The sequence below is a fragment of the Pseudomonas sp. RA_105y_Pfl2_P56 genome (assembly GCF_963970845.1).
GTDB lineage: Bacteria > Pseudomonadota > Gammaproteobacteria > Pseudomonadales > Pseudomonadaceae > Aquipseudomonas > Aquipseudomonas baetica_A.
In genome coordinates, this window is sequence record NZ_CAXAPL010000005.1 from 42,705 (window position 1) to 60,648 (window position 17,944).

A 17,944-nucleotide genomic window follows, 5' to 3' on the forward strand; every position below is an offset into this window, starting at 1 on the left:
GCATGTTCACGATAATGGCCGCATCTGGATTCATACGACGCTCATTGCGCGCTCAGGTTTTGCCAACAGGGTATGCCGAAATGGCCCAACAGTTCTGCGGTTTCGCAAACAGGCAACCCGACCACCGCCGAATAGCTGCCATTGAGCCCCGCGACAAACACCGCGCCGAGCCCCTGAATGCCGTAACCTCCGGCCTTGTCCCGGGGTTCGCCGCTGGCCCAATAGACGCCAGCCTCTTCACCGCTGATCGGACGGAACCGCACCAGACTGCGCACCACCCGCGACTCGCAATGCAGGTCTTCAAGCACCGCGATGGCGGTCAGCACTTCATGCTCCTTGCCGGACAACAGCATCAGCATGGCGCATGCGTCAGCTTCGTCCACCGGTTTGCCGAGAATTTTGCCGTTGAACACCACGGCGGTGTCGGCCCCCAGGACACAGCATGCCAGGTCGGACGCGAGCGTACGACGCCCGGCCTCGGCCTTGCCGCGTGCCAGGCGCTCAACGTATGCCGAAGGCGATTCTTCAGGGAGAGGGGTTTCATCAATGTCCGCGCTGATGGCGTGGAACGGAACGCCGATCTGCGTGAGCAACTCACGCCGACGCGGCGATCCAGAGGCGAGGTAAAGCGGCTTCATCAAAACATCTCCCTGTTCAGTGCCTTGCTTCACCGGATCAATTGATTTTGTAGCGCCGGCTCAATCCACGCAAAGCAAAGCTGATCCAAGGCCAAAGCAAGGCGCTGACCAGTGCCGGCAGCAGCAACGCCAGGGTCGGCTGGCGGTTGCCAGTCAAAGCGCTGAGCCACAACTGGACGAGTTGCGCGAGGCCGAAAATCACCAGGATAACCAGACACTGCTGCCACATCGGGAACATTCGCAGGCGCTGTTGCAATGACAACACCAGGAAAGTGATCAACGTGAGGATGAGCGCGTTTTGCCCAAGCAACGTGCCGTAGAGCACGTCTTCAGCCAGCCCCAGACAGAACGCGGTGACCATGCCGACCATATGCGGCATGTACAGCGCCCAGAATGTCAGGAGCAAGGCCAGCCAAAGCGGGCGAAGAATTTCCATGAATTGCGGTAGCGGCGACACGCTGAGCAGCATGCCGATGAGAAATGTCAGCCAGACGATCCAGCCGTTTCGCGATGCGGTAGCCCCGACCATTACTCTTGTCTCCCGGTGGTGGCCGGCGCGGCGACAGGCGGTTTGGCCGCTGGCCGGGCAGCAGGTTGGTTCGCAGGTGGTTTTGCAGCGGCGGGCGGTTTGTTCGCAGGTGGTTTCACGGGGGTAGCACCGGCAGCGGCGGCGGGCGTTGCAGGTGTGGCGGCAGGCGTTGCAGCCGCTGCGGGTGCGGTTTTCGGCACAGTCGCCGGCATCATCGGGCCACCGCCCTGCGCATCCAGATCCTCCTGCGCTTGCGCTGCATCGTTGGCGCGCTCTTCGGCGGTGCGATTGTCGCTGAATACCAGCAGCATGTAGCGACTACGATTGAGCGCTGCCGTCGGCACCGCACGGACGATGGCAAACGGCTGGCCGGAATCGTGAATCACTTCTTTCACGGTTGCGACCGGATAGCCCGCCGGGAAGCGCTGGCCGAGACCGGAACTGACCAGCAGATCGCCTTCCTTGATGTCGGCGGTATCCGCCACATGACGCAGTTCCAGGCGCTCCGGGTTGCCGGTGCCGCTGGCAATCGCCCGCAGACCGTTACGGTTTACCTGCACGGGAATGCTGTGAGTGGTGTCGGTCAACAGCAATACACGGGAGGTGTAAGGCATCAACTCGACCACCTGCCCCATCAGACCACGCGCATCGAGCACCGGCTGACCGAGGACCACACCGTCGCGCTCACCTTTATTGATGATGATGCGATGGGTGAAGGGATTGGGGTCCATGCCGATCAACTCGGCCACTTCGACCTTTTCGTTGACCAGCGCGGAGGAATTGAGCAACTCGCGCAGCCGAACGTTCTGCTCGGTGAGGGCCGCTAGCTTTTGCATGCGCCCCTGCAGCAGCAGGTTTTCGGTTTTGAGTTTTTCGTTTTCGGCGACAAGCTCGGTGCGGCTGCCGAACTGGCTGGCGACACCTTCCCACAAGCGACCGGGCAGGTCAGTGATCCAGTAAGCGTCCATCAGCACCAGCGACATCTGGCTGCGTGCAGGCTTGAGCAGACCGAAACGCGCATCGACCACCATCAGTGCGACCGAGAGCACGGCCAGCACCAGCAGGCGAACGCCCAACGAAGGGCCCTTGGCGAAAAGCGGTTTAATAAGCCGCTCCTCCCAGGCAAATGTTCTGTTTATTCATACGGCATCAAACCGGCCTGGATGAAGACTGACAGAAGATAAACGCCAACAGGCAGCACTGCAAAGTGCTGCCTGCGCGCTCACCCACGTATTGCAATCGGCGACTTATTCGCTGGAGAGCAGATCCATGGTGTGCTTATCCATCATTTCCAATGCACGGCCACCGCCGCGAGCAACACAGGTCAGCGGATCTTCGGCAACGATCACCGGCAGACCGGTTTCCTGAGCCAGCAACTTGTCGAGGTCACGCAGCAGCGCGCCACCACCGGTCAGCACCAGGCCGCGCTCGGCGATGTCGGAAGCCAGTTCCGGCGGCGATTGCTCCAGCGCGCTTTTCACGGCCTGAACGATGGTTGCCAGGGACTCTTGCAGAGCTTCCAGCACTTCATTGGAGTTCAGGGTGAATGCGCGTGGAACGCCTTCGGCCAGGTTGCGACCGCGAACATCGACTTCGCGAATTTCGCCACCCGGGTAGGCCGTACCGATTTCCTGCTTGATGCGCTCAGCGGTGGATTCACCGATCAGGCTGCCGTAGTTACGGCGCACGTAGGTGATGATCGCTTCGTCGAAGCGGTCGCCGCCAACGCGCACGGATTCGGCATAGACCACGCCGTTCAGAGAGATCAGTGCGATTTCAGTGGTACCACCACCGATATCCACGACCATCGAGCCGCGAGCCTCTTCTACCGGCAGGCCGGCACCGATCGCAGCAGCCATTGGCTCTTCGATCAGGAACACTTCACGGGCACCGGCGCCAAGGGCCGACTCACGGATGGCGCGACGCTCAACCTGGGTGGATTTGCATGGAACGCAGATCAGTACACGAGGACTAGGCTGCAGAAAGCTGTTTTCGTGAACCTTGTTGATAAAGTATTGCAGCATCTTTTCGCAGACGCTGAAGTCGGCAATTACGCCGTCCTTCATCGGACGAATGGCAGCAATGTTGCCCGGTGTACGGCCGAGCATGCGCTTGGCCTCGGTGCCGACAGCAACGACACTTTTCTGGTTACCGTGTGTCCGAATGGCCACAACCGATGGTTCATTCAGGACGATACCGCGCTCGCGCACGTAAATAAGGGTGTTGGCAGTGCCCAGGTCAATGGAAAGATCGCTGGAAAACATGCCACGCAGTTTCTTGAACATGGGAAAGGGACCCTAGGCAACGCGTGGGTAAAAAAGTGCGGCAAACTCTAACAACGACAGGGATTTTGGGCAAGGCGCCAATATGTTAAATTGGCCGCTTTTCTGTGCACCAAGCCCCACAATCGCGGCCTTATGACCGTAGAAGTGCGGTAGTGTTCCGACAATCTAACACACGGACGCCGTCCGTTCTGTTTTCCACTGGAGAATCCCGATGGCGCTAGAACGCTCCGACGTGGAAAAAATCGCTCATCTGGCCTGTCTTGGCCTTAATGATGCCGATCTTCCGCACATTACTTCCGCCCTCAACAGCATTCTCGGGCTGGTCGACGAAATGCAGGCCGTCAATACCGACGGTATCGAGCCTTTGGCCCACCCGCTGGAAGCCAGTCAGCGCCTGCGCGCCGACGTCGTGACCGAAAGCAATCATCGCGAGGCCTATCAGTCCATCGCACCAGCGGTCGAAAACGGCCTGTATCTGGTTCCGAAAGTCATCGACTAAAGGGAAAGAGCCTGCAATGCATCAAATGACTCTGGCCGAGATCGCCCGCGGTCTCGCCGATAAAAAGTTTTCCTCCGAAGAGCTGACCAAAGTCCTGCTGGCGCGTATCACCCAGCTCGATCCTCAGCTCAACAGTTTCATCAGCCTCACCGAAGAGCTGGCGCTGGAGCAGGCGAAAGCCGCCGATGCCCGCCGTGCCAACGGTGAGAGCGGCGCCCTGCTCGGTGCGCCGATCGCTCACAAAGACCTGTTCTGCACTCAGGGCATTCGCACCAGCTGCGGCTCGAAGATGCTCGACAACTTCAAAGCGCCCTACGACGCCACCGTGGTTGCGAAACTGGCGGCTGCCGGCGCCGTGACCCTGGGCAAGACCAACATGGACGAATTCGCCATGGGTTCGGCCAACGAGTCGAGCTGGTACGGCGCGGTGAAAAACCCGTGGAACCTGGAACACGTGCCGGGCGGTTCGTCCGGTGGTTCGGCGGCGGCAGTTGCCGCTCGTCTGCTGCCAGCGGCGACCGCCACTGACACGGGTGGGTCGATCCGTCAGCCAGCTGCATTCACCAACCTCACCGGCCTGAAACCGACCTACGGTCGTGTTTCGCGCTGGGGCATGATCGCTTACGCTTCCAGCCTCGATCAGGGCGGCCCGTTGGCGCGCACTGCCGAAGACTGCGCTATTTTGTTGCAAGGCATGGCCGGCTTCGATCAGAACGACTCCACCAGCATCGATGAGCCCGTGCCGGATTACTCCGCCAGCCTCAATACGTCGCTGCAAGGCCTGCGCATCGGCGTGCCGAAGGAATACTTCAGCGCCGGTCTCGACCCGCGCATTGCCGAGCTGATCCACAACAGCATCAAAGAGTTGCAGAAGCTCGGTGCCGTGATCAAGGACATCAGCCTGCCGAACATGCAGCACGCGATTCCTGCGTACTACGTGATCGCGCCGGCAGAGGCCTCCTCCAACCTGTCGCGTTTCGACGGCGTGCGTTTCGGCCACCGTTGCGAGCACCCGAAAGACCTGATCGACCTGTACAAGCGCTCCCGTGGCGAAGGTTTCGGTACCGAAGTGCAGCGCCGGATCATGGTCGGTGCCTACGCACTGTCCGCCGGTTACTACGATGCCTACTACCTCAAAGCGCAGAAGATCCGTCGCCTGGTGAAGAACGATTTCATGGCGGCCTTCAACGAGGTCGACATCATCCTCGGCCCGACCACGCCGAACCCGGCCTGGAAACTTGGCGCCAAGAACAGCGACCCGGTCGCGGCTTATCTGGAAGACGTCTACACCATCACCGCCAACCTCGCGGGCTTGCCGGGCCTGTCGATGCCGGCCGGTTTTGTCGACGGTCTGCCAGTGGGCGTGCAGTTGCTCGCGCCGTATTTCCAGGAAGGCCGTTTGCTCAACGTTGCGCACCAGTATCAGTTGAACACCGACTGGCACACTCGCACCCCAACCGGCTTCTGAGGAGACACACATGCAATGGGAAGTCGTGATCGGGCTGGAGATTCACACTCAGCTCACCACCCGGTCGAAAATCTTTTCCGGTAGTTCCACCACGTTTGGCTCCGAGCCGAACACGCAGGCCAGCCTGATCGACCTGGGCATGCCCGGCGTATTGCCGGTGCTGAACCAGGAAGCCGTGCGCATGGCCGTGATGTTTGGTCTGGCGATTGACGCCCAGATCGGTCAACACAACGTGTTCGCCCGTAAAAACTACTTCTACCCTGACCTGCCGAAGGGCTACCAGATCAGCCAGATGGAATTGCCGATCGTCGGCAAGGGCCACCTGGACATCGCGCTGGAAGACGGTACGGTCAAACGTGTCGGTATCACCCGCGCGCACCTGGAAGAAGACGCCGGCAAGAGCCTGCACGAAGAATTCAACGGCGCCACCGGCATCGACCTGAACCGTGCCGGTACGCCGCTGCTGGAAATCGTTTCCGAGCCGGACATGCGCAGCGCCAAGGAAGCCGTGGCTTACGTCAAGGCGATCCACGCGCTGGTGCGTTATCTGGGCATCTGCGACGGCAACATGGCCGAAGGTTCGCTGCGTTGCGACTGCAACGTGTCGATCCGTCCGAAAGGCCAGGTTGAGTTCGGCACACGCTGCGAGATCAAGAACGTCAACTCGTTTCGTTTCATCGAGAAGGCGATCAACTCCGAGATCCAGCGTCAGATCGAGCTGATCGAAGACGGCGGCAAAGTGATCCAGCAGACCCGCCTGTACGATCCGAACAAGGACGAGACCCGTCCGATGCGTTCGAAAGAGGAAGCCAACGACTACCGTTACTTCCCCGATCCGGATCTGCTGCCGGTGATCATCGAAGAGTCGTTCCTCGGCGAGGTGCGCGCCACCCTGCCGGAACTGCCACCGCAAAAACGCGAGCGCTTCCAGAGCCAGTTCGGTCTGTCGGCCTACGACGCCAACGTGCTGGCCACCAGCCGTGAGCAAGCGGACTACTTCGAGAAAGTTGCAGCCATCGGCGGCGACGCCAAACTGGCGGCGAACTGGGTGATGGTCGAGTTGGGCAGCCTGCTCAACAAACAAGGCCTGGACATCGACGAGTCGCCGGTTTCCGCTGAGCTGTTGGGCGGCATGTTGCAGCGCATCAAGGACAACACCATCTCCGGCAAAATCGCCAAGGTAGTGTTCGAAGCGATGGCCAACGGTGAAGGCAGCGCTGACGAGATCATCGAAAAGCGCGGCCTCAAGCAAGTGACCGACAGCGGCGCGATCTCGGCAGTGCTGGACGAAATGCTCGCGGCCAACGCCGAGCAGGTCGAGCAATACCGCGCGGCAGACGAAGCCAAGCGCGGCAAGATGTTCGGCTTCTTCGTCGGTCAGGCCATGAAAGCCTCCAAGGGCAAGGCCAACCCGCAGCAAGTGAACGAACTGCTGAAAAGCAAGCTCGAAGGCTGACCACAATGGAGCCAGAGCCAAAGCCTGGCTCCGATCCCTGTGGGAGCGAGCCTGCTCGCGAAAGCGTCATGACATCCAATAGAGATATTGAATGTGATGGCCTCTTCGCGAGCAGGCTCGCTCCCACATTGTTAATTGGGAGCTTTCGAATGAAACACCTGCTCGGCGCCTGCGCCCTGCTCTCTTTACTGGCCGGTTGCGCCAGCACCGACATCATCGACCCGCACGGTTACGACCAGACCGGCGTCGCCTCCTATTACGGTGCCAGGCACCACGGTAAACGGACCGCCAGTGGCGAGCCGTTCAACCAGAATGCCCTGACCGCCGCCCATCGCCAGCTCCCCTTCGGCACGCGGGTGAAGGTCACCAACCTGAAAAACGATGAATCAGTCGTAGTGCGCATCAATGATCGCGGCCCGCATACCCGTGGGCGGTTGATCGATGTGTCTCGCGAGGCGGCCGAACAACTCGGTATGCTGCGCAGCGGCACCGCACGGGTTCGCGTGCAGGCCCTCGACGACTGATGGAGTGCCGACCATTTTCGGACTGACCGATCTACCACTGATCAGCGTGATCGAACTGCTTGCCGGGCTGTGCCTGCTGATCTTCGGCGCCGAACTGATGGTGCGTGCAGCCGTGCGCCTGGCCGCGCGACTGAATGTACGGCCACTGATCATCGGTCTGACCCTTGTTGCCCTGGGCAGCAGCGCACCGCAGATGGCGGTGAGCCTGCAAGCCGCGCTGGCACACAACCCTGACATTGCCGTCGGCAGTGTGGTCGGCAGCAGCATCTTCAACATCCTCGTGACCCTCGGTTTGTCGGCGCTGATCATTCCGCTGCGCGTGTCGCGACAACTGGTGCGCCTGGACATTCCGCTGATGATCGGCGCCTGTCTGCTGGTGTTCGTCCTGGCCTGGAATGAGGAAATCGGTCGTTTCGACGGTTTCCTGCTACTGACCGCACTGGCGCTTTACCTGGGTTTACTGCTGCGCCAGTCACGGCATTCGACACGACCGCACTCGGAACACGGCGAAGCAACGCAGACGTCCTGGATCGGCAGTTCGCTGATGATCCTCGTCGGTCTGGCGATGCTGGTGTTCGCCGGGCACCTGCTGTTGGGCGCTGCTGTTGTGGTGGCGACCGATCTTGGTTTTTCCGAACGTGTCATTGGTCTGACGGTGGTTGCCGTAGGCACCTCGCTGCCGGAACTCGCCACGTCGCTGATCGCGGCATTGCGCGGGCAACGGGACATCGCCGTAGGCAACGTGATCGGCGCCAACCTGTTCAACTTGCTTGGTGTGCTTGGCATCACCGCATTGATCGCACCGACACCGTTGTCGGTCTCACCCAACGCGCTGGATTTCGACCTGCCGGTGATGCTCGGCGTCGCCGTGCTGAGCCTGCCAGTGTTCTATTCCGGCTACCGGGTGACCCGCGCCGAAGGTCTGTTGCTGCTCGGTTTGTATCTGGCGTACGGGTTGCATGTGGTGTCGTTCACCACCGGCATGCCACTGGCCGGCAAACTCGAGCGGCTGATGCTGTTTTACGTTTTGCCGACGCTGCTGACGTTTTTGCTGTTCACGTCAGTCATCGCTTGGCGACGCCAACACCACAAGAGGGATGTGCCATGACCGATTCGAAGCAATCCGGGGTTGAAATCCGCCGCCAGGTAATGGGCGATGCATTCGTTGATCGCGCGCTGGGCAACGCCACCGAGTTCACCCAGCCGCTGCAGGACTTCGTCAATGAACATGCCTGGGGTGGCGTGTGGAATCGCGAAGGTTTACCGCTCAAAACCCGCAGTTTGATCACCCTTGCCGCGCTGACGGCGTTGAAGTGCCCGCAAGAGTTGAAAGGTCACGTACGCGGCGCGTTGAACAATGGCTGCACGGTCGAAGAGATTCGCGAGGCGTTGCTGCATTGCGCAGTGTATGCCGGCGTGCCAGCGGCGATTGACGCGTTTCGCGCGGCGCAGGAGGTGATCGACAGTTACCGGAAACCTGAGTGACCGGACTGACGTCTTCGCCGGCAAGCCCGCTCCCACAGGGGCAAGCATTGCAAATGTGGGCGATTGCAGGTTGCCCAACGCCCCTTTGAATCTCAGGTCAGATCCACCCACCCCACTGCAAAATGAAGATCCCCAAATTGGTGGTCACCGCTGCCATCAACGTGGTCAGCACGATGATCGCTGCCGCGAGTTCATGATTGCCCTGTGCCGCCCGGGCCATGACAAAACTGGCCGCCGCCGTCGGGCTGCCAAAATAAAGAAACAGAATCCCCAACTCCGGCCCGCGGAACCCCCACAGCCAGGCACCGACCGTTGCCAGCAGCGGCAGACTGATCATCTTCACCAGACTCGAACTCAGCGCCATGCTGCCGCTCTTGCGCAACGCCGCCAGCGATAGCGTGCCGCCAATACAGATCAACGCCAGCGGCAAGGTGGTCTGCGCCAGATACTGACCCGAGGTTTCCAGCCACCCCGGCAGACTGATCTTGAAATAGGCAAACGGCGCTGCCGCAATCACGCTGATGATCAGCGGATTGCTGAACACGCTTTTACAGATGCTCCACGGATCGGACTTGATCACCGGGCTGTACACCGCCAGCACAATGGTCGAGAGCGTGTTGTAAAACAGGATCACCAACGCGGCGAGAATCGCCCCGAGGGAAATCCCGTAGTCGCCATACATACTGGCGGCGAGCGCCAGACCGATGACGCCGTTATTGCCGCGAAATGCGCCTTGGGTATAGATACCGCGATCTTCACGCGGGCATCTGAAAATCGCCCAGCCCCAGGCAATGGCGAAGCAGGCCAGGGTGGCGAGCGAGAAGTAGATCAGCAACGCCGGTTGCAACGCGGCGTGCAGGTCAGCATGCAAAATGCCGAGGAACAGCAACGCCGGCATGGAAACATTGAACACCAGTGCCGACGCGGTATGGATGAAGTTGTCGTTGATCCAGTCGATGCGCTTGAGCAGCACACCGAGAAACAGCATGGCAAATACCGGCGCGGTGATGTTCAGGGTTTCGAGGAAAATAGCCAGCATGCCGCAGAGCCTTGGGTGAGCGTCGTTAGGGGCCTAATGATAAGCCACAAGTTCTCCGGCGTCTGTGAGTCACTCTTCGCGAGCAAGCCCTCTCCCACATTTGAAATGCATTTCCCTGTGGGAGCGGGCTTGCTCGCGAAGAACGATGACGCGGTCTCAGGTAATCGGCGCCGGATTGAACAACGTAATGTCGTTGTGCAGCTTGTGCTTCTCCGCCCACGTCTGCTGCTTGCCACTCGCCACGTCCAGGTAGTAGTGGAACAACTCCCAACCCAACTCCTCGATGGACGCCCGCCCGGTGGCAATCCGCCCGGCATCAATGTCGATCAAGTCAGGCCAGCGCTGCGCCAACTCGGTACGCGTCGAGACCTTCACCACCGGCGCCATCGCCAGCCCATAAGGCGTACCGCGCCCAGTGGTGAACACATGCAGGTTCATCCCTGCCGCCAACTGCAATGTGCCGCAGACAAAATCACTGGCCGGGGTCGCACAGAAAATCAAACCCTTGTGCTTGAAGCGCTCGCCCGGGCCAAGCACGCCATTGATCGCGCTGCTGCCGGATTTGACGATTGAGCCCAAGGACTTCTCGACAATGTTCGACAGCCCGCCCTTCTTGTTGCCCGGCGTGGTATTGGCGCTGCGATCCGCTTCACCCTTGGCCAGATACCGGTCGTACCAGTCCATTTCGCGGACCAGTTCCTCGGCGATCGCCTTGGTCTTGGCCCGGGACGTCAGCAGATAAATCGCATCGCGCACTTCGGTGACTTCAGAAAACATCACCGTCGCCCCCGCCCGCAGCAGCAAGTCCGAGGCATACCCCAACGCCGGGTTGGCGGTGATGCCGGAGAACGCATCGCTGCCGCCGCACTGCATGCCGAGGATCAGTTCGGACGCCGGCACGGTTTCCCGGCGGCGCTGATCGAGCTTCTTCAGACGGACTTCGGCCAACGCCATGATCTGCTCGATCATCTCGGTAAAACCGTGACTGGAATCCTGCAAGCGATACAGCCAGGGATCACTGAGATCAACCGAAGCGTCGTCTTCGTGCATGACCTGCCCGGCCTGCAATTTCTCGCACCCCAGGCTGATCACCAACGCCTCGCCCCCCAGGTTCGGGTTGCGCGCCAGATTGCGCACCGTGCGAATCGGGATGTACGCGTCGGTGGCGGTGATCGCCACGCCGCAGCCGTAACTGTGGGTCAGTGCGACCACGTCATCGACGTGCGGGTACTTGGGCAGCAGCTCATCCTTGATGCGTTTCACCGCGTGATCAAGCACGCCGGTCACGCACTGCACGGTGGTGGTGATCCCGAGAATATTGCGCGTGCCAACAGTGCCGTCAGCGTTGCGATACCCCTCGAAAGTGAAGCCTTCGAGCGGCGCCTGAGCGTCCGGCACCTCGGTGGAGAGCGGCAAACTGTCCAGCGGCGGCGCGGTCGGCATGCGCAGTTGATCTTCCTTGACCCAACTGCCACGGGGGATCGGCTGCAATGCGTAGCCAATGATCTGGCCGTAGCGAATCACGTGCCCGCCCTCGGGAATGTCTTGCAGCGTGACCTTGTGGCTCTGCGGCACAAAATCCACCGTCACCAGGCCATCCGGAAACTCAGTACCGGCCGGTACCCCTTGGTCATTGACCACAATCACTACATTGTCCCGCTCGTGCAGGCGGATGTAGCGCGGCGAGTCGGAATGTTCAATCAACTGCATGACGCCGCTCCTCAGGAATGCGCTTGAGACAATTTACCCGTGGTTTCAGAACCACCCTGGGTGGGTGGCTCTTTGAGCACCACACGTTTGATCGGGCCGACGATGACCAGATAGCTGAACACCGCCACCAAGGCGTTGGCACCGACGAACACCAGCGCCCATTTGAACGAACCGGTGGAGCTGATGATGTAGCCGATCACGATCGGCGTGGTGATCGAAGCAATGTTGCCGAAGGTGTTGAACAGCCCACCGCTCAGACCGGCGATCTGTTTTGGCGACGTGTCGGATACCACCGCCCAGCCCAGTGCGCCAACGCCCTTACCGAAGAAGGCCAGCGCCATGAAGCCAACGACCATCCATTCAACATCAACATAGTTGCAAGCGACGATGCTGCTGGACACCAGCAGGCCGGCAATGATTGGCGCCTTGCGGGCGAAGGTCAGCGAGTGGCCCTTGCGCAGCAGGTGATCGGAAATCAACCCGCCCAGCACGCCGCCGATAAAACCACAGATGGCGGGCAACGAGGCAATGAAACCGGCCTTGAGAATGGTCATGCCACGCTCTTGCACCAGATACACCGGGAACCAGGTCAGGAAGAAGTACGTGATGCCGTTGATGCAGTACTGGCCCAGGTACACGCCAAGCATCATGCGATTGGTCAGCAGTTGGCGGATGTAGTCCCACTTCGGGCCGTCAGCCTTTTTGCCTTTGTTCTGATCCATATCGACCATGCCGCCGTTGTCGGCGATGAACGTTACTTCCGCTTCGTTGGCCATCGGGTGTTGGCGCGGGCTGTGGATAACCTTCAGCCAGATCAGCGAGAAGACGATGCCGAACACGCCCATGACAATGAACACGTGCTCCCAGCCGTAGGAATAGACAATCCAGCCCATCAGCGGCGCGAACAGCACCGTGGCAAAGTATTGCGCCGAGTTGAAGATCGCCGAAGCAGTGCCGCGTTCAGCGGTCGGGAACCACGCCGCCACAATGCGTGCGTTGCCGGGGAAGGATGGCGCCTCAGCCAGCCCGACCAAAAAGCGCAGCATGAACAGCGCGACGATGGCCGTGGACATGCCGAACTCACCGACAAAGCCTTGCAGCACTGTGAACAGCGACCAGGTGAAAATGCTCAGGGCATAGACTTTTTTCGAGCCGAAGCGATCGAGCAGCCAGCCGCCGGGAATTTGCCCGGCCACGTAGGCCCAACCGAATGCAGAGAAGATGTAACCGAGGGTGACCGCGTCGATACCGAGGTCTTTTTGCAGGCTGGAACCGGCGATAGCGATAGTTGCGCGGTCGGCGTAGTTGATCGTGGTCACCAGAAACAGCATGAGCAGGATCAAATAGCGGACGTGAGTCGGCTTGGACGATTGCATGTAGATGTACTCCCACTGATTATTTTTATGCGCGGGTGAATCTTGTTGGGTCTGTCTTTTGTGGGAGCTGGCCGGCCAGCTCCCATAGATCAGGAACCGATGTAGCTGGTCTTCACGACCGTGTAAAACTCTTGCGCATAGCGGCCTTGCTCACGAGATCCATAGGATGAACCTTTACGCCCGCCGAACGGAACGTGGTAATCCACGCCGGCCGTCGGCAGGTTGACCATCACCATCCCGGCCTGGGAGTGACGCTTGAAGTGGTTGGCGTACTTGAGCGACGTGGTGGCGATACCCGCCGACAGGCCGAATTCAGTGTCATTGGCCATCGCCAGCGCAGCATCGTAATCAGCCACGCGCACGATGTTGGCCACCGGGCCGAAAATCTCTTCACGGCTGATACGCATCGACGCTTCACTGTCGGCAAACAGCGTCGGGGCGAGGAAGTAGCCTTCGGTATCGCACGTCACCAAACCACCGCCGCTGACCAGACGAGCACCCTCGGACTGGCCGATGTCGATGTACTTCATGTCCTGTTCAAGCTGCGCTTGCGAGACGACCGGGCCAATATCGGTGCCGGATTTCAGCGCGTGGCCGACCTTGATCGACTTCATGCGCTCGGCCATGGCTTGCACGAACTGGTCGTGAATGCCGGCGGTAACGATCAAGCGGCTCGATGCGGTGCAACGTTGGCCGGTGGAGTAGAACGCGCTCTGCACCGACAACTCGACCGCTTGCTTGAGGTCGGCGTCGTCGAGAATGATCTGCGGGTTCTTGCCGCCCATTTCCAGCTGAACCTTGGCCTGACGCGAGACGCAATTGACCGCAATCTGCCGCCCGACGCCAACCGAACCGGTGAAGCTGATGCCATCGACTTTCGGACTGTTGACCAGGGCTTCGCCCACCACGCGACCGCTGCCCATCACCAGGTTGAACACGCCGGCCGGGAAACCGGCCCGGGAGATGATTTCGGCCAGCGCCCAGGCGCAGCCCGGCACCAGATCCGCCGGTTTCAGCACCACGCAGTTACCGTAGGCCAGGGCCGGGGCGATTTTCCAAGCAGGGATCGCAATCGGGAAGTTCCACGGGGTGATCAGACCGACCACACCCAGCGCTTCGCGGGTGACTTCGACGTTGACGCCCGGGCGCACCGACGGCACGTAGTCGCCGGACAGTCGCAGGCATTCACCGGCGAAGAATTTGAAGATATTACCGGCGCGGGTCACTTCGCCGATGGCTTCGGGCAGGGTTTTGCCCTCTTCCCGGGCCAGCAGGGTGCCGAGTTCTTCGCGGCGGGCGAGAATTTCAGTGCCGACTTTATCCAGCGAATCGTGACGGGCCTGAATCCCCGAGGTCGACCACGCCGCAAACGCTGCGCGAGCGGCGTCGATGGCGGCGTGAACCTGAGTCAGGTCAGCCTTGGCGAAATCGCCGATAGTGTCGTTCAGCTCGGACGGGTTGATGTTGGCCGAGTAGTCGGCACCGGCAACCCATTCACCGTTGATGTAGTTGTCATAGCGTTTTGCATTGGTCACAGCGCAGCCCTCAAAACTTAAAACCTTCACGCAAAAAGCCGCTGATTGCTCAGCGGCCTCGCATTTTTCAGGTGTTATTGCGCACCTTGCTTGTCGATCAGCGCGGCGAGCATTTCGTACTCTTCGCCCGTCAGATCGGTCAGCGGTGCCCGCACCGGGCCTGCGTCATAGCCGGCGATTTTGGCGCCTGCCTTGACGATGCTCACGGCATAACCAGCCTTGCGGTTGCGGATGTCCAGGTACGGCAGGAAGAAGTCGTCAATGATCTTGCCGACGGTGGCGTGATCTTCGCGGGCAATCGCGTGGTAGAAATCCATCGCGGTTTTCGGAATGAAGTTGAACACTGCCGACGAGTAAACCGGCACGCCCAGCGCCTTGTAGGCAGCGGCGTAGACTTCGGCAGTCGGCAGACCACCCAGGTAGCTGAAGCGATCACCGAGGCGGCGACGAATCGACACCATCAACTCGATATCACCCAGACCGTCCTTGTAACCAATCAGATTCGGGCAGCGCTCGGCCAGACGTTCCAGCAGCGGCGCAGTCAGGCGGCAGACGTTACGGTTGTAGACGACCACCCCGATGTTGACCGATTTGCACACCGCTTCAACGTGGGCGGCAACCCCGTCCTGGCTCGCTTCGGTCAGGTAGTGCGGCAGCAGCAACAGGCCTTTGGCGCCCAGACGCTCGGCTTCTTGAGCGTATTCGATGGCCTGACGGGTCGAACCGCCAACGCCAGCGAGGATTGGCACGCTGGTCGCGCAGGTGTCGACGGCCGTCTTGATGATTTCCGAATATTCGCTGGCGGCCAGGGAGAAGAACTCACCGGTGCCGCCGGCGGCGAACAATGCCGAGGCGCCATAAGGGGCCAGCCATTCCAGACGCGTGATATAGCCCGCGCGGTTGAAATCACCCTGCGCGTTGAAATCGGTGACCGGGAAAGACAGCAGACCGGCGGAGAGGATGGACTTCAGTTCTTGTGGATTCATTATTCGAACACCCTGGGTAGCAATATTGTTGTGGTTGAATCGTTCAGCCTTCGCCGAAGTTGTAGGTCATCGTACAACTTAAAAAATAACCGTCAACTGCATTTCATCGCAGGGCACGTTTTTTTGTCGGACAAGATCGATCCTTGACGTAGGAGTTTTCTCGACTAAAGTGAAATTTACTGTATATCCATACAGCAAACTAAAACCAGCCGACGACATATCAAGGAGATAGAAATGTCCGGTCTACAAACCAAATCCCAGGAAAAACCCAAACCGGTCATTGCCCGTTTTGATGATCTGTTTACTCAATCCGGCATCGACTTCAGCACCGAAGATCCACATCTGGTGCTGCACATCGCCGATGCCCACAGCGATGTAGAGCCTGCCACCGCCCTCCCCGATCAAGCCTTGAAGGGCAAGCTGCAAGCACGGTTTGAGGGCGCTGAACACACGGCCATCGGCGACAACACACTGCTGCGCTTCGCCGAAGACGCCCAACCGATCCTCGCGCAAAACGTGCCATTGCATCTGCCCAATGGCTTGGCGCTCACCTACGGCCAAGTGCTGGCGCTGGGCGGCGACTTCTACGGCATCGTCGATCAGCCGATCAACGAAGGCGCAACACCGGTCGACCGCCTGCAACGCTTCAACGCGGCGTTCAATTCTCTCGCGGTCACTGCCGCTTCAAGGGCCGAAGCAACACAGATTCTCGCGGTCATGCAAAAAGAGATCGACGCGGTTAAACAGGCAATAAAGGACGGCAAACAACCCCACGAGGCCTATGACGCGTTAGGAGATACGTTGTCCGAGGAGTGGAACAAAATCACCGGTGGCGGCAGTTTTATCTCGGCGCTGTTTCCACTGGGGCGCTATTTGAAACTGGCGGCGAACAATGCTGATCATTTCGGTGAATGGGCAAAACTGGCCTACATCGCCGGCCACACTGCGGCCTTGCAAACCGCCATGGCCGCCCACGCCAATCACGATGAGCAGCAACTGGAACGGGCTTACGCGATGAACGCGTTTGCCGACCACTTCCTCACCGACCTGTTTTCCTCCGGCCACCTGCGTGTGCCACGCAAGGCGTTGGCTGCTGCGGTCACGCCGAGCGATCTGGGTTCATTGATTACGCGTTTCATGCACGACGAGGACAGCAAATTCGGCCTCAGCGTGCGCAACGCTTATGGCGATCAATGGCGTGCGTTCGGCGACAAGCGCTACTTCGAAGCCACCGACGCCGACAACCGCCAGCAGGTCAATCAAGCGGTGCAAGCCTCGGCGGACGAAGTGTTTGCGGCGTATCTCAGCGGAAAAAAGCCCGTACCGTCCGCGTTTTCTGCACTGCAACGGCTGCCGGATCTGACGGCTGTGTTGAACCCGGCAAACAATTTCCCGGCGCTGTTTCGCACACAGGGCAGCAAGGTGCTGCGGCGCAGGGATGTAAACAACCTCAACGACACCGCGACCGTCGACGACTGGTGGGGTTGGAGCACGTACCTGCTGCTCAAGGATTACCACCCCAGCGGCAACACCAATCAAGGAGATTGACCATGACGATCAAACTGAAACTGGAACTGGCCTCGGGCCAATCACTGAAGGGCGCGCCTCTGGAGTTATTGGCCAAAGGCCTGCCAATTGCCCGGGCGACGGTGGATGCCCAAGGTTATGCAACCTTTGATGCCAACCCCATTGCCGGCCTCCTCGCTGTAAGGGTCGACCGTTCAATTATGCCGCGCCACTGACAACATCCGCCCCCCCCCTGTAGGGACTGCCGCAGGGGGGCTTTGAAATGGCTGGAAATGAACGGTTTAAAACACCTTCTGGGAGAGTCTTTTACCGTGCAGAACCGCCGTGAATGGATCACGGCGCACTACGCACGGAGAGCCCCCCTCATGACTTTTGTCTCACCCACACTTGTGCAATTTCTGCCTCACTCACCAGAGACGGCAACCGTGAACCTATCGGAACTGAGCGATCACCTGATCGTTGAGGTCCCGGACTCCAGCGACTTTGCGGCCAACTGGAGCGTCTACGCCATTCTCGGCGAAGACCCCGAAGAGCCTGAATGGGCGGGCGAAGAAGTCGACACCGGCACCTGGGATGACGCCGAGGACGAGATGGAAAAACTGACGGGCATCGAATTGCAGATTCCAAAGGAAGTGCTGCAGACGTATGTGAATTGCGAAATCGAACTGCGCTACAAGTTTCAGGATGAATCAAGCATGGAACCGTTTTCGGCCCCGTTGATGCTGCGTATTGAAGCCTGATTTCCTGACGCGCCTCCGATCGGGCGCGCCTTTAGAAGACATCGACCGTTCGTCTGGACTGGTATTTCTTACAGGCGCCAGCCATTGCAGATCTCGGCCTTAATGGCTGAGGAGTTAACGAACCGGCTCCGACAGTGCAATGCCTTA

General features: G+C 59.8%; 18 protein-coding genes. 9 read left to right on the forward strand and 9 right to left on the reverse strand.

Features of this window, described 5'->3' with window-relative positions; genetic code table 11:
• Positions 1-41 precede the first annotated feature (41 nt).
• The 4 genes from AACY11_RS05240 to mreB form a co-directional block, all read right to left on the reverse strand.
• A complete protein-coding gene (locus AACY11_RS05240) occupies positions 42-638 on the reverse strand; it encodes a Maf family protein (RefSeq protein ID WP_339494022.1) in 597 nt (198 codons plus the stop codon).
• Positions 639-675: 37 nt separating this feature from the next.
• A complete protein-coding gene (gene mreD, locus AACY11_RS05245; RefSeq protein WP_339431742.1) occupies positions 676-1,167 on the reverse strand; it encodes a rod shape-determining protein MreD in 492 nt (163 codons plus the stop codon).
• Entirely contained in the window at positions 1,167-2,273 is a 1,107-nt protein-coding gene (gene mreC / locus AACY11_RS05250; RefSeq protein ID WP_339494108.1) for a rod shape-determining protein MreC, read from the reverse strand. Before mreC ends, mreD begins: the two co-directional genes overlap by 1 nt.
• Before the next feature lie 141 nt (positions 2,274-2,414).
• The gene (gene mreB, locus AACY11_RS05255; RefSeq protein ID WP_015093487.1) at positions 2,415-3,452 is read right to left on the reverse strand and encodes a rod shape-determining protein MreB; all 1,038 of its coding nucleotides are present in this window, start codon (positions 3,450-3,452) and stop codon (positions 2,415-2,417) included.
• A gap of 211 nt (positions 3,453-3,663) precedes the next feature.
• Here mreB and gatC point away from each other — a divergent pair, with 211 nt between their 5' ends.
• From gatC to AACY11_RS05285, 6 genes are all read left to right on the forward strand, one after another.
• Positions 3,664-3,951, forward strand: coding sequence for an Asp-tRNA(Asn)/Glu-tRNA(Gln) amidotransferase subunit GatC (gene gatC / locus AACY11_RS05260; protein ID WP_007915356.1), 288 nt, complete (start codon positions 3,664-3,666; stop codon positions 3,949-3,951).
• Positions 3,952-3,967: 16 nt separating this feature from the next.
• Positions 3,968-5,419, forward strand: coding sequence for an Asp-tRNA(Asn)/Glu-tRNA(Gln) amidotransferase subunit GatA (gatA, locus tag AACY11_RS05265; protein ID WP_339431741.1), 1,452 nt, complete (start codon positions 3,968-3,970; stop codon positions 5,417-5,419).
• Between the two features lie 10 nt (positions 5,420-5,429).
• The gene (gene gatB, locus AACY11_RS05270; RefSeq protein ID WP_339494024.1) at positions 5,430-6,875 is read left to right on the forward strand and encodes an Asp-tRNA(Asn)/Glu-tRNA(Gln) amidotransferase subunit GatB; all 1,446 of its coding nucleotides are present in this window, start codon (positions 5,430-5,432) and stop codon (positions 6,873-6,875) included.
• Between the two features lie 149 nt (positions 6,876-7,024).
• Entirely contained in the window at positions 7,025-7,399 is a 375-nt protein-coding gene (locus AACY11_RS05275) for a septal ring lytic transglycosylase RlpA family protein (protein ID WP_339494025.1), read from the forward strand.
• A 46-nt stretch (positions 7,400-7,445) separates the two neighbouring features.
• On the forward strand, positions 7,446-8,507 hold the full coding sequence (locus AACY11_RS05280) for a calcium/sodium antiporter (RefSeq protein ID WP_339494109.1): 1,062 nt from the start codon (positions 7,446-7,448) through the stop codon (positions 8,505-8,507).
• Entirely contained in the window at positions 8,504-8,884 is a 381-nt protein-coding gene (locus tag AACY11_RS05285) for a carboxymuconolactone decarboxylase family protein (RefSeq protein WP_221730050.1), read from the forward strand. The genes AACY11_RS05280 and AACY11_RS05285 overlap by 4 nt, the downstream gene beginning before the upstream one ends.
• Before the next feature lie 97 nt (positions 8,885-8,981).
• Here AACY11_RS05285 and AACY11_RS05290 read toward each other — a convergent pair whose 3' ends face one another.
• From AACY11_RS05290 to kdgD, 5 genes are all read right to left on the reverse strand, one after another.
• Positions 8,982-9,923 carry an AEC family transporter gene (locus AACY11_RS05290; protein ID WP_339494026.1) on the reverse strand — a complete coding sequence of 314 codons (942 nt, stop codon included), beginning with the start codon at positions 9,921-9,923 and terminating at the stop codon, positions 8,982-8,984.
• A 156-nt stretch (positions 9,924-10,079) separates the two neighbouring features.
• Complete coding sequence (garD, locus tag AACY11_RS05295; protein ID WP_339431736.1) at positions 10,080-11,633, reverse strand: galactarate dehydratase; 1,554 nt, start codon at positions 11,631-11,633, stop codon at positions 10,080-10,082.
• 11 nt (positions 11,634-11,644) lie between these two features.
• Positions 11,645-13,009, reverse strand: a complete 1,365-nt coding sequence (locus AACY11_RS05300) for an MFS transporter (RefSeq protein ID WP_339431735.1) — start codon at positions 13,007-13,009, stop codon at positions 11,645-11,647.
• 89 nt (positions 13,010-13,098) lie between these two features.
• Positions 13,099-14,544, reverse strand: a complete 1,446-nt coding sequence (locus tag AACY11_RS05305; protein ID WP_339494027.1) for an aldehyde dehydrogenase family protein — start codon at positions 14,542-14,544, stop codon at positions 13,099-13,101.
• A 74-nt stretch (positions 14,545-14,618) separates the two neighbouring features.
• Positions 14,619-15,530 (reverse strand): 5-dehydro-4-deoxyglucarate dehydratase, encoded by a 912-nt coding sequence (gene kdgD, locus AACY11_RS05310; protein ID WP_339494028.1) that lies wholly within the window; start codon positions 15,528-15,530, stop codon positions 14,619-14,621.
• 234 nt (positions 15,531-15,764) lie between these two features.
• On the opposite strand from kdgD, the gene AACY11_RS05315 reads away from it, so the two are divergent.
• The 3 genes from AACY11_RS05315 to AACY11_RS05325 all read left to right on the forward strand — a co-directional run bounded on the left by AACY11_RS05315 (position 15,765) and on the right by AACY11_RS05325 (position 17,797).
• The gene (locus tag AACY11_RS05315; protein ID WP_339431733.1) at positions 15,765-17,078 is read left to right on the forward strand and encodes a phospholipase; all 1,314 of its coding nucleotides are present in this window, start codon (positions 15,765-15,767) and stop codon (positions 17,076-17,078) included.
• A gap of 2 nt (positions 17,079-17,080) precedes the next feature.
• Entirely contained in the window at positions 17,081-17,272 is a 192-nt protein-coding gene (locus AACY11_RS05320; protein WP_339494030.1) for a hypothetical protein, read from the forward strand.
• A gap of 210 nt (positions 17,273-17,482) precedes the next feature.
• Complete coding sequence (locus AACY11_RS05325; RefSeq protein ID WP_339431731.1) at positions 17,483-17,797, forward strand: hypothetical protein; 315 nt, start codon at positions 17,483-17,485, stop codon at positions 17,795-17,797.
• The last annotated feature ends 147 nt before the right edge of the window (positions 17,798-17,944 follow it).

Coding starts and splice junctions, on each gene's coding strand:
- AACY11_RS05240 (WP_339494022.1), bottom strand. CDS start 638: ATGAAGCCGCTTTACCTCGCCTCTGGATCGCCGCGTCGGCGTGAGTTG.
- mreD (WP_339431742.1), bottom strand. CDS start 1,167: ATGGTCGGGGCTACCGCATCGCGAAACGGCTGGATCGTCTGGCTGACA.
- mreB (WP_015093487.1), bottom strand. CDS start 3,452: ATGTTCAAGAAACTGCGTGGCATGTTTTCCAGCGATCTTTCCATTGAC.
- gatC (WP_007915356.1), top strand. CDS start 3,664: ATGGCGCTAGAACGCTCCGACGTGGAAAAAATCGCTCATCTGGCCTGT.
- gatA (WP_339431741.1), top strand. CDS start 3,968: ATGCATCAAATGACTCTGGCCGAGATCGCCCGCGGTCTCGCCGATAAA.
- gatB (WP_339494024.1), top strand. CDS start 5,430: ATGCAATGGGAAGTCGTGATCGGGCTGGAGATTCACACTCAGCTCACC.
- AACY11_RS05275 (WP_339494025.1), top strand. CDS start 7,025: ATGAAACACCTGCTCGGCGCCTGCGCCCTGCTCTCTTTACTGGCCGGT.
- AACY11_RS05285 (WP_221730050.1), top strand. CDS start 8,504: ATGACCGATTCGAAGCAATCCGGGGTTGAAATCCGCCGCCAGGTAATG.
- AACY11_RS05290 (WP_339494026.1), bottom strand. CDS start 9,923: ATGCTGGCTATTTTCCTCGAAACCCTGAACATCACCGCGCCGGTATTT.
- garD (WP_339431736.1), bottom strand. CDS start 11,633: ATGCAGTTGATTGAACATTCCGACTCGCCGCGCTACATCCGCCTGCAC.
- AACY11_RS05300 (WP_339431735.1), bottom strand. CDS start 13,009: ATGCAATCGTCCAAGCCGACTCACGTCCGCTATTTGATCCTGCTCATG.
- kdgD (WP_339494028.1), bottom strand. CDS start 15,530: ATGAATCCACAAGAACTGAAGTCCATCCTCTCCGCCGGTCTGCTGTCT.
- AACY11_RS05315 (WP_339431733.1), top strand. CDS start 15,765: ATGTCCGGTCTACAAACCAAATCCCAGGAAAAACCCAAACCGGTCATT.
- AACY11_RS05320 (WP_339494030.1), top strand. CDS start 17,081: ATGACGATCAAACTGAAACTGGAACTGGCCTCGGGCCAATCACTGAAG.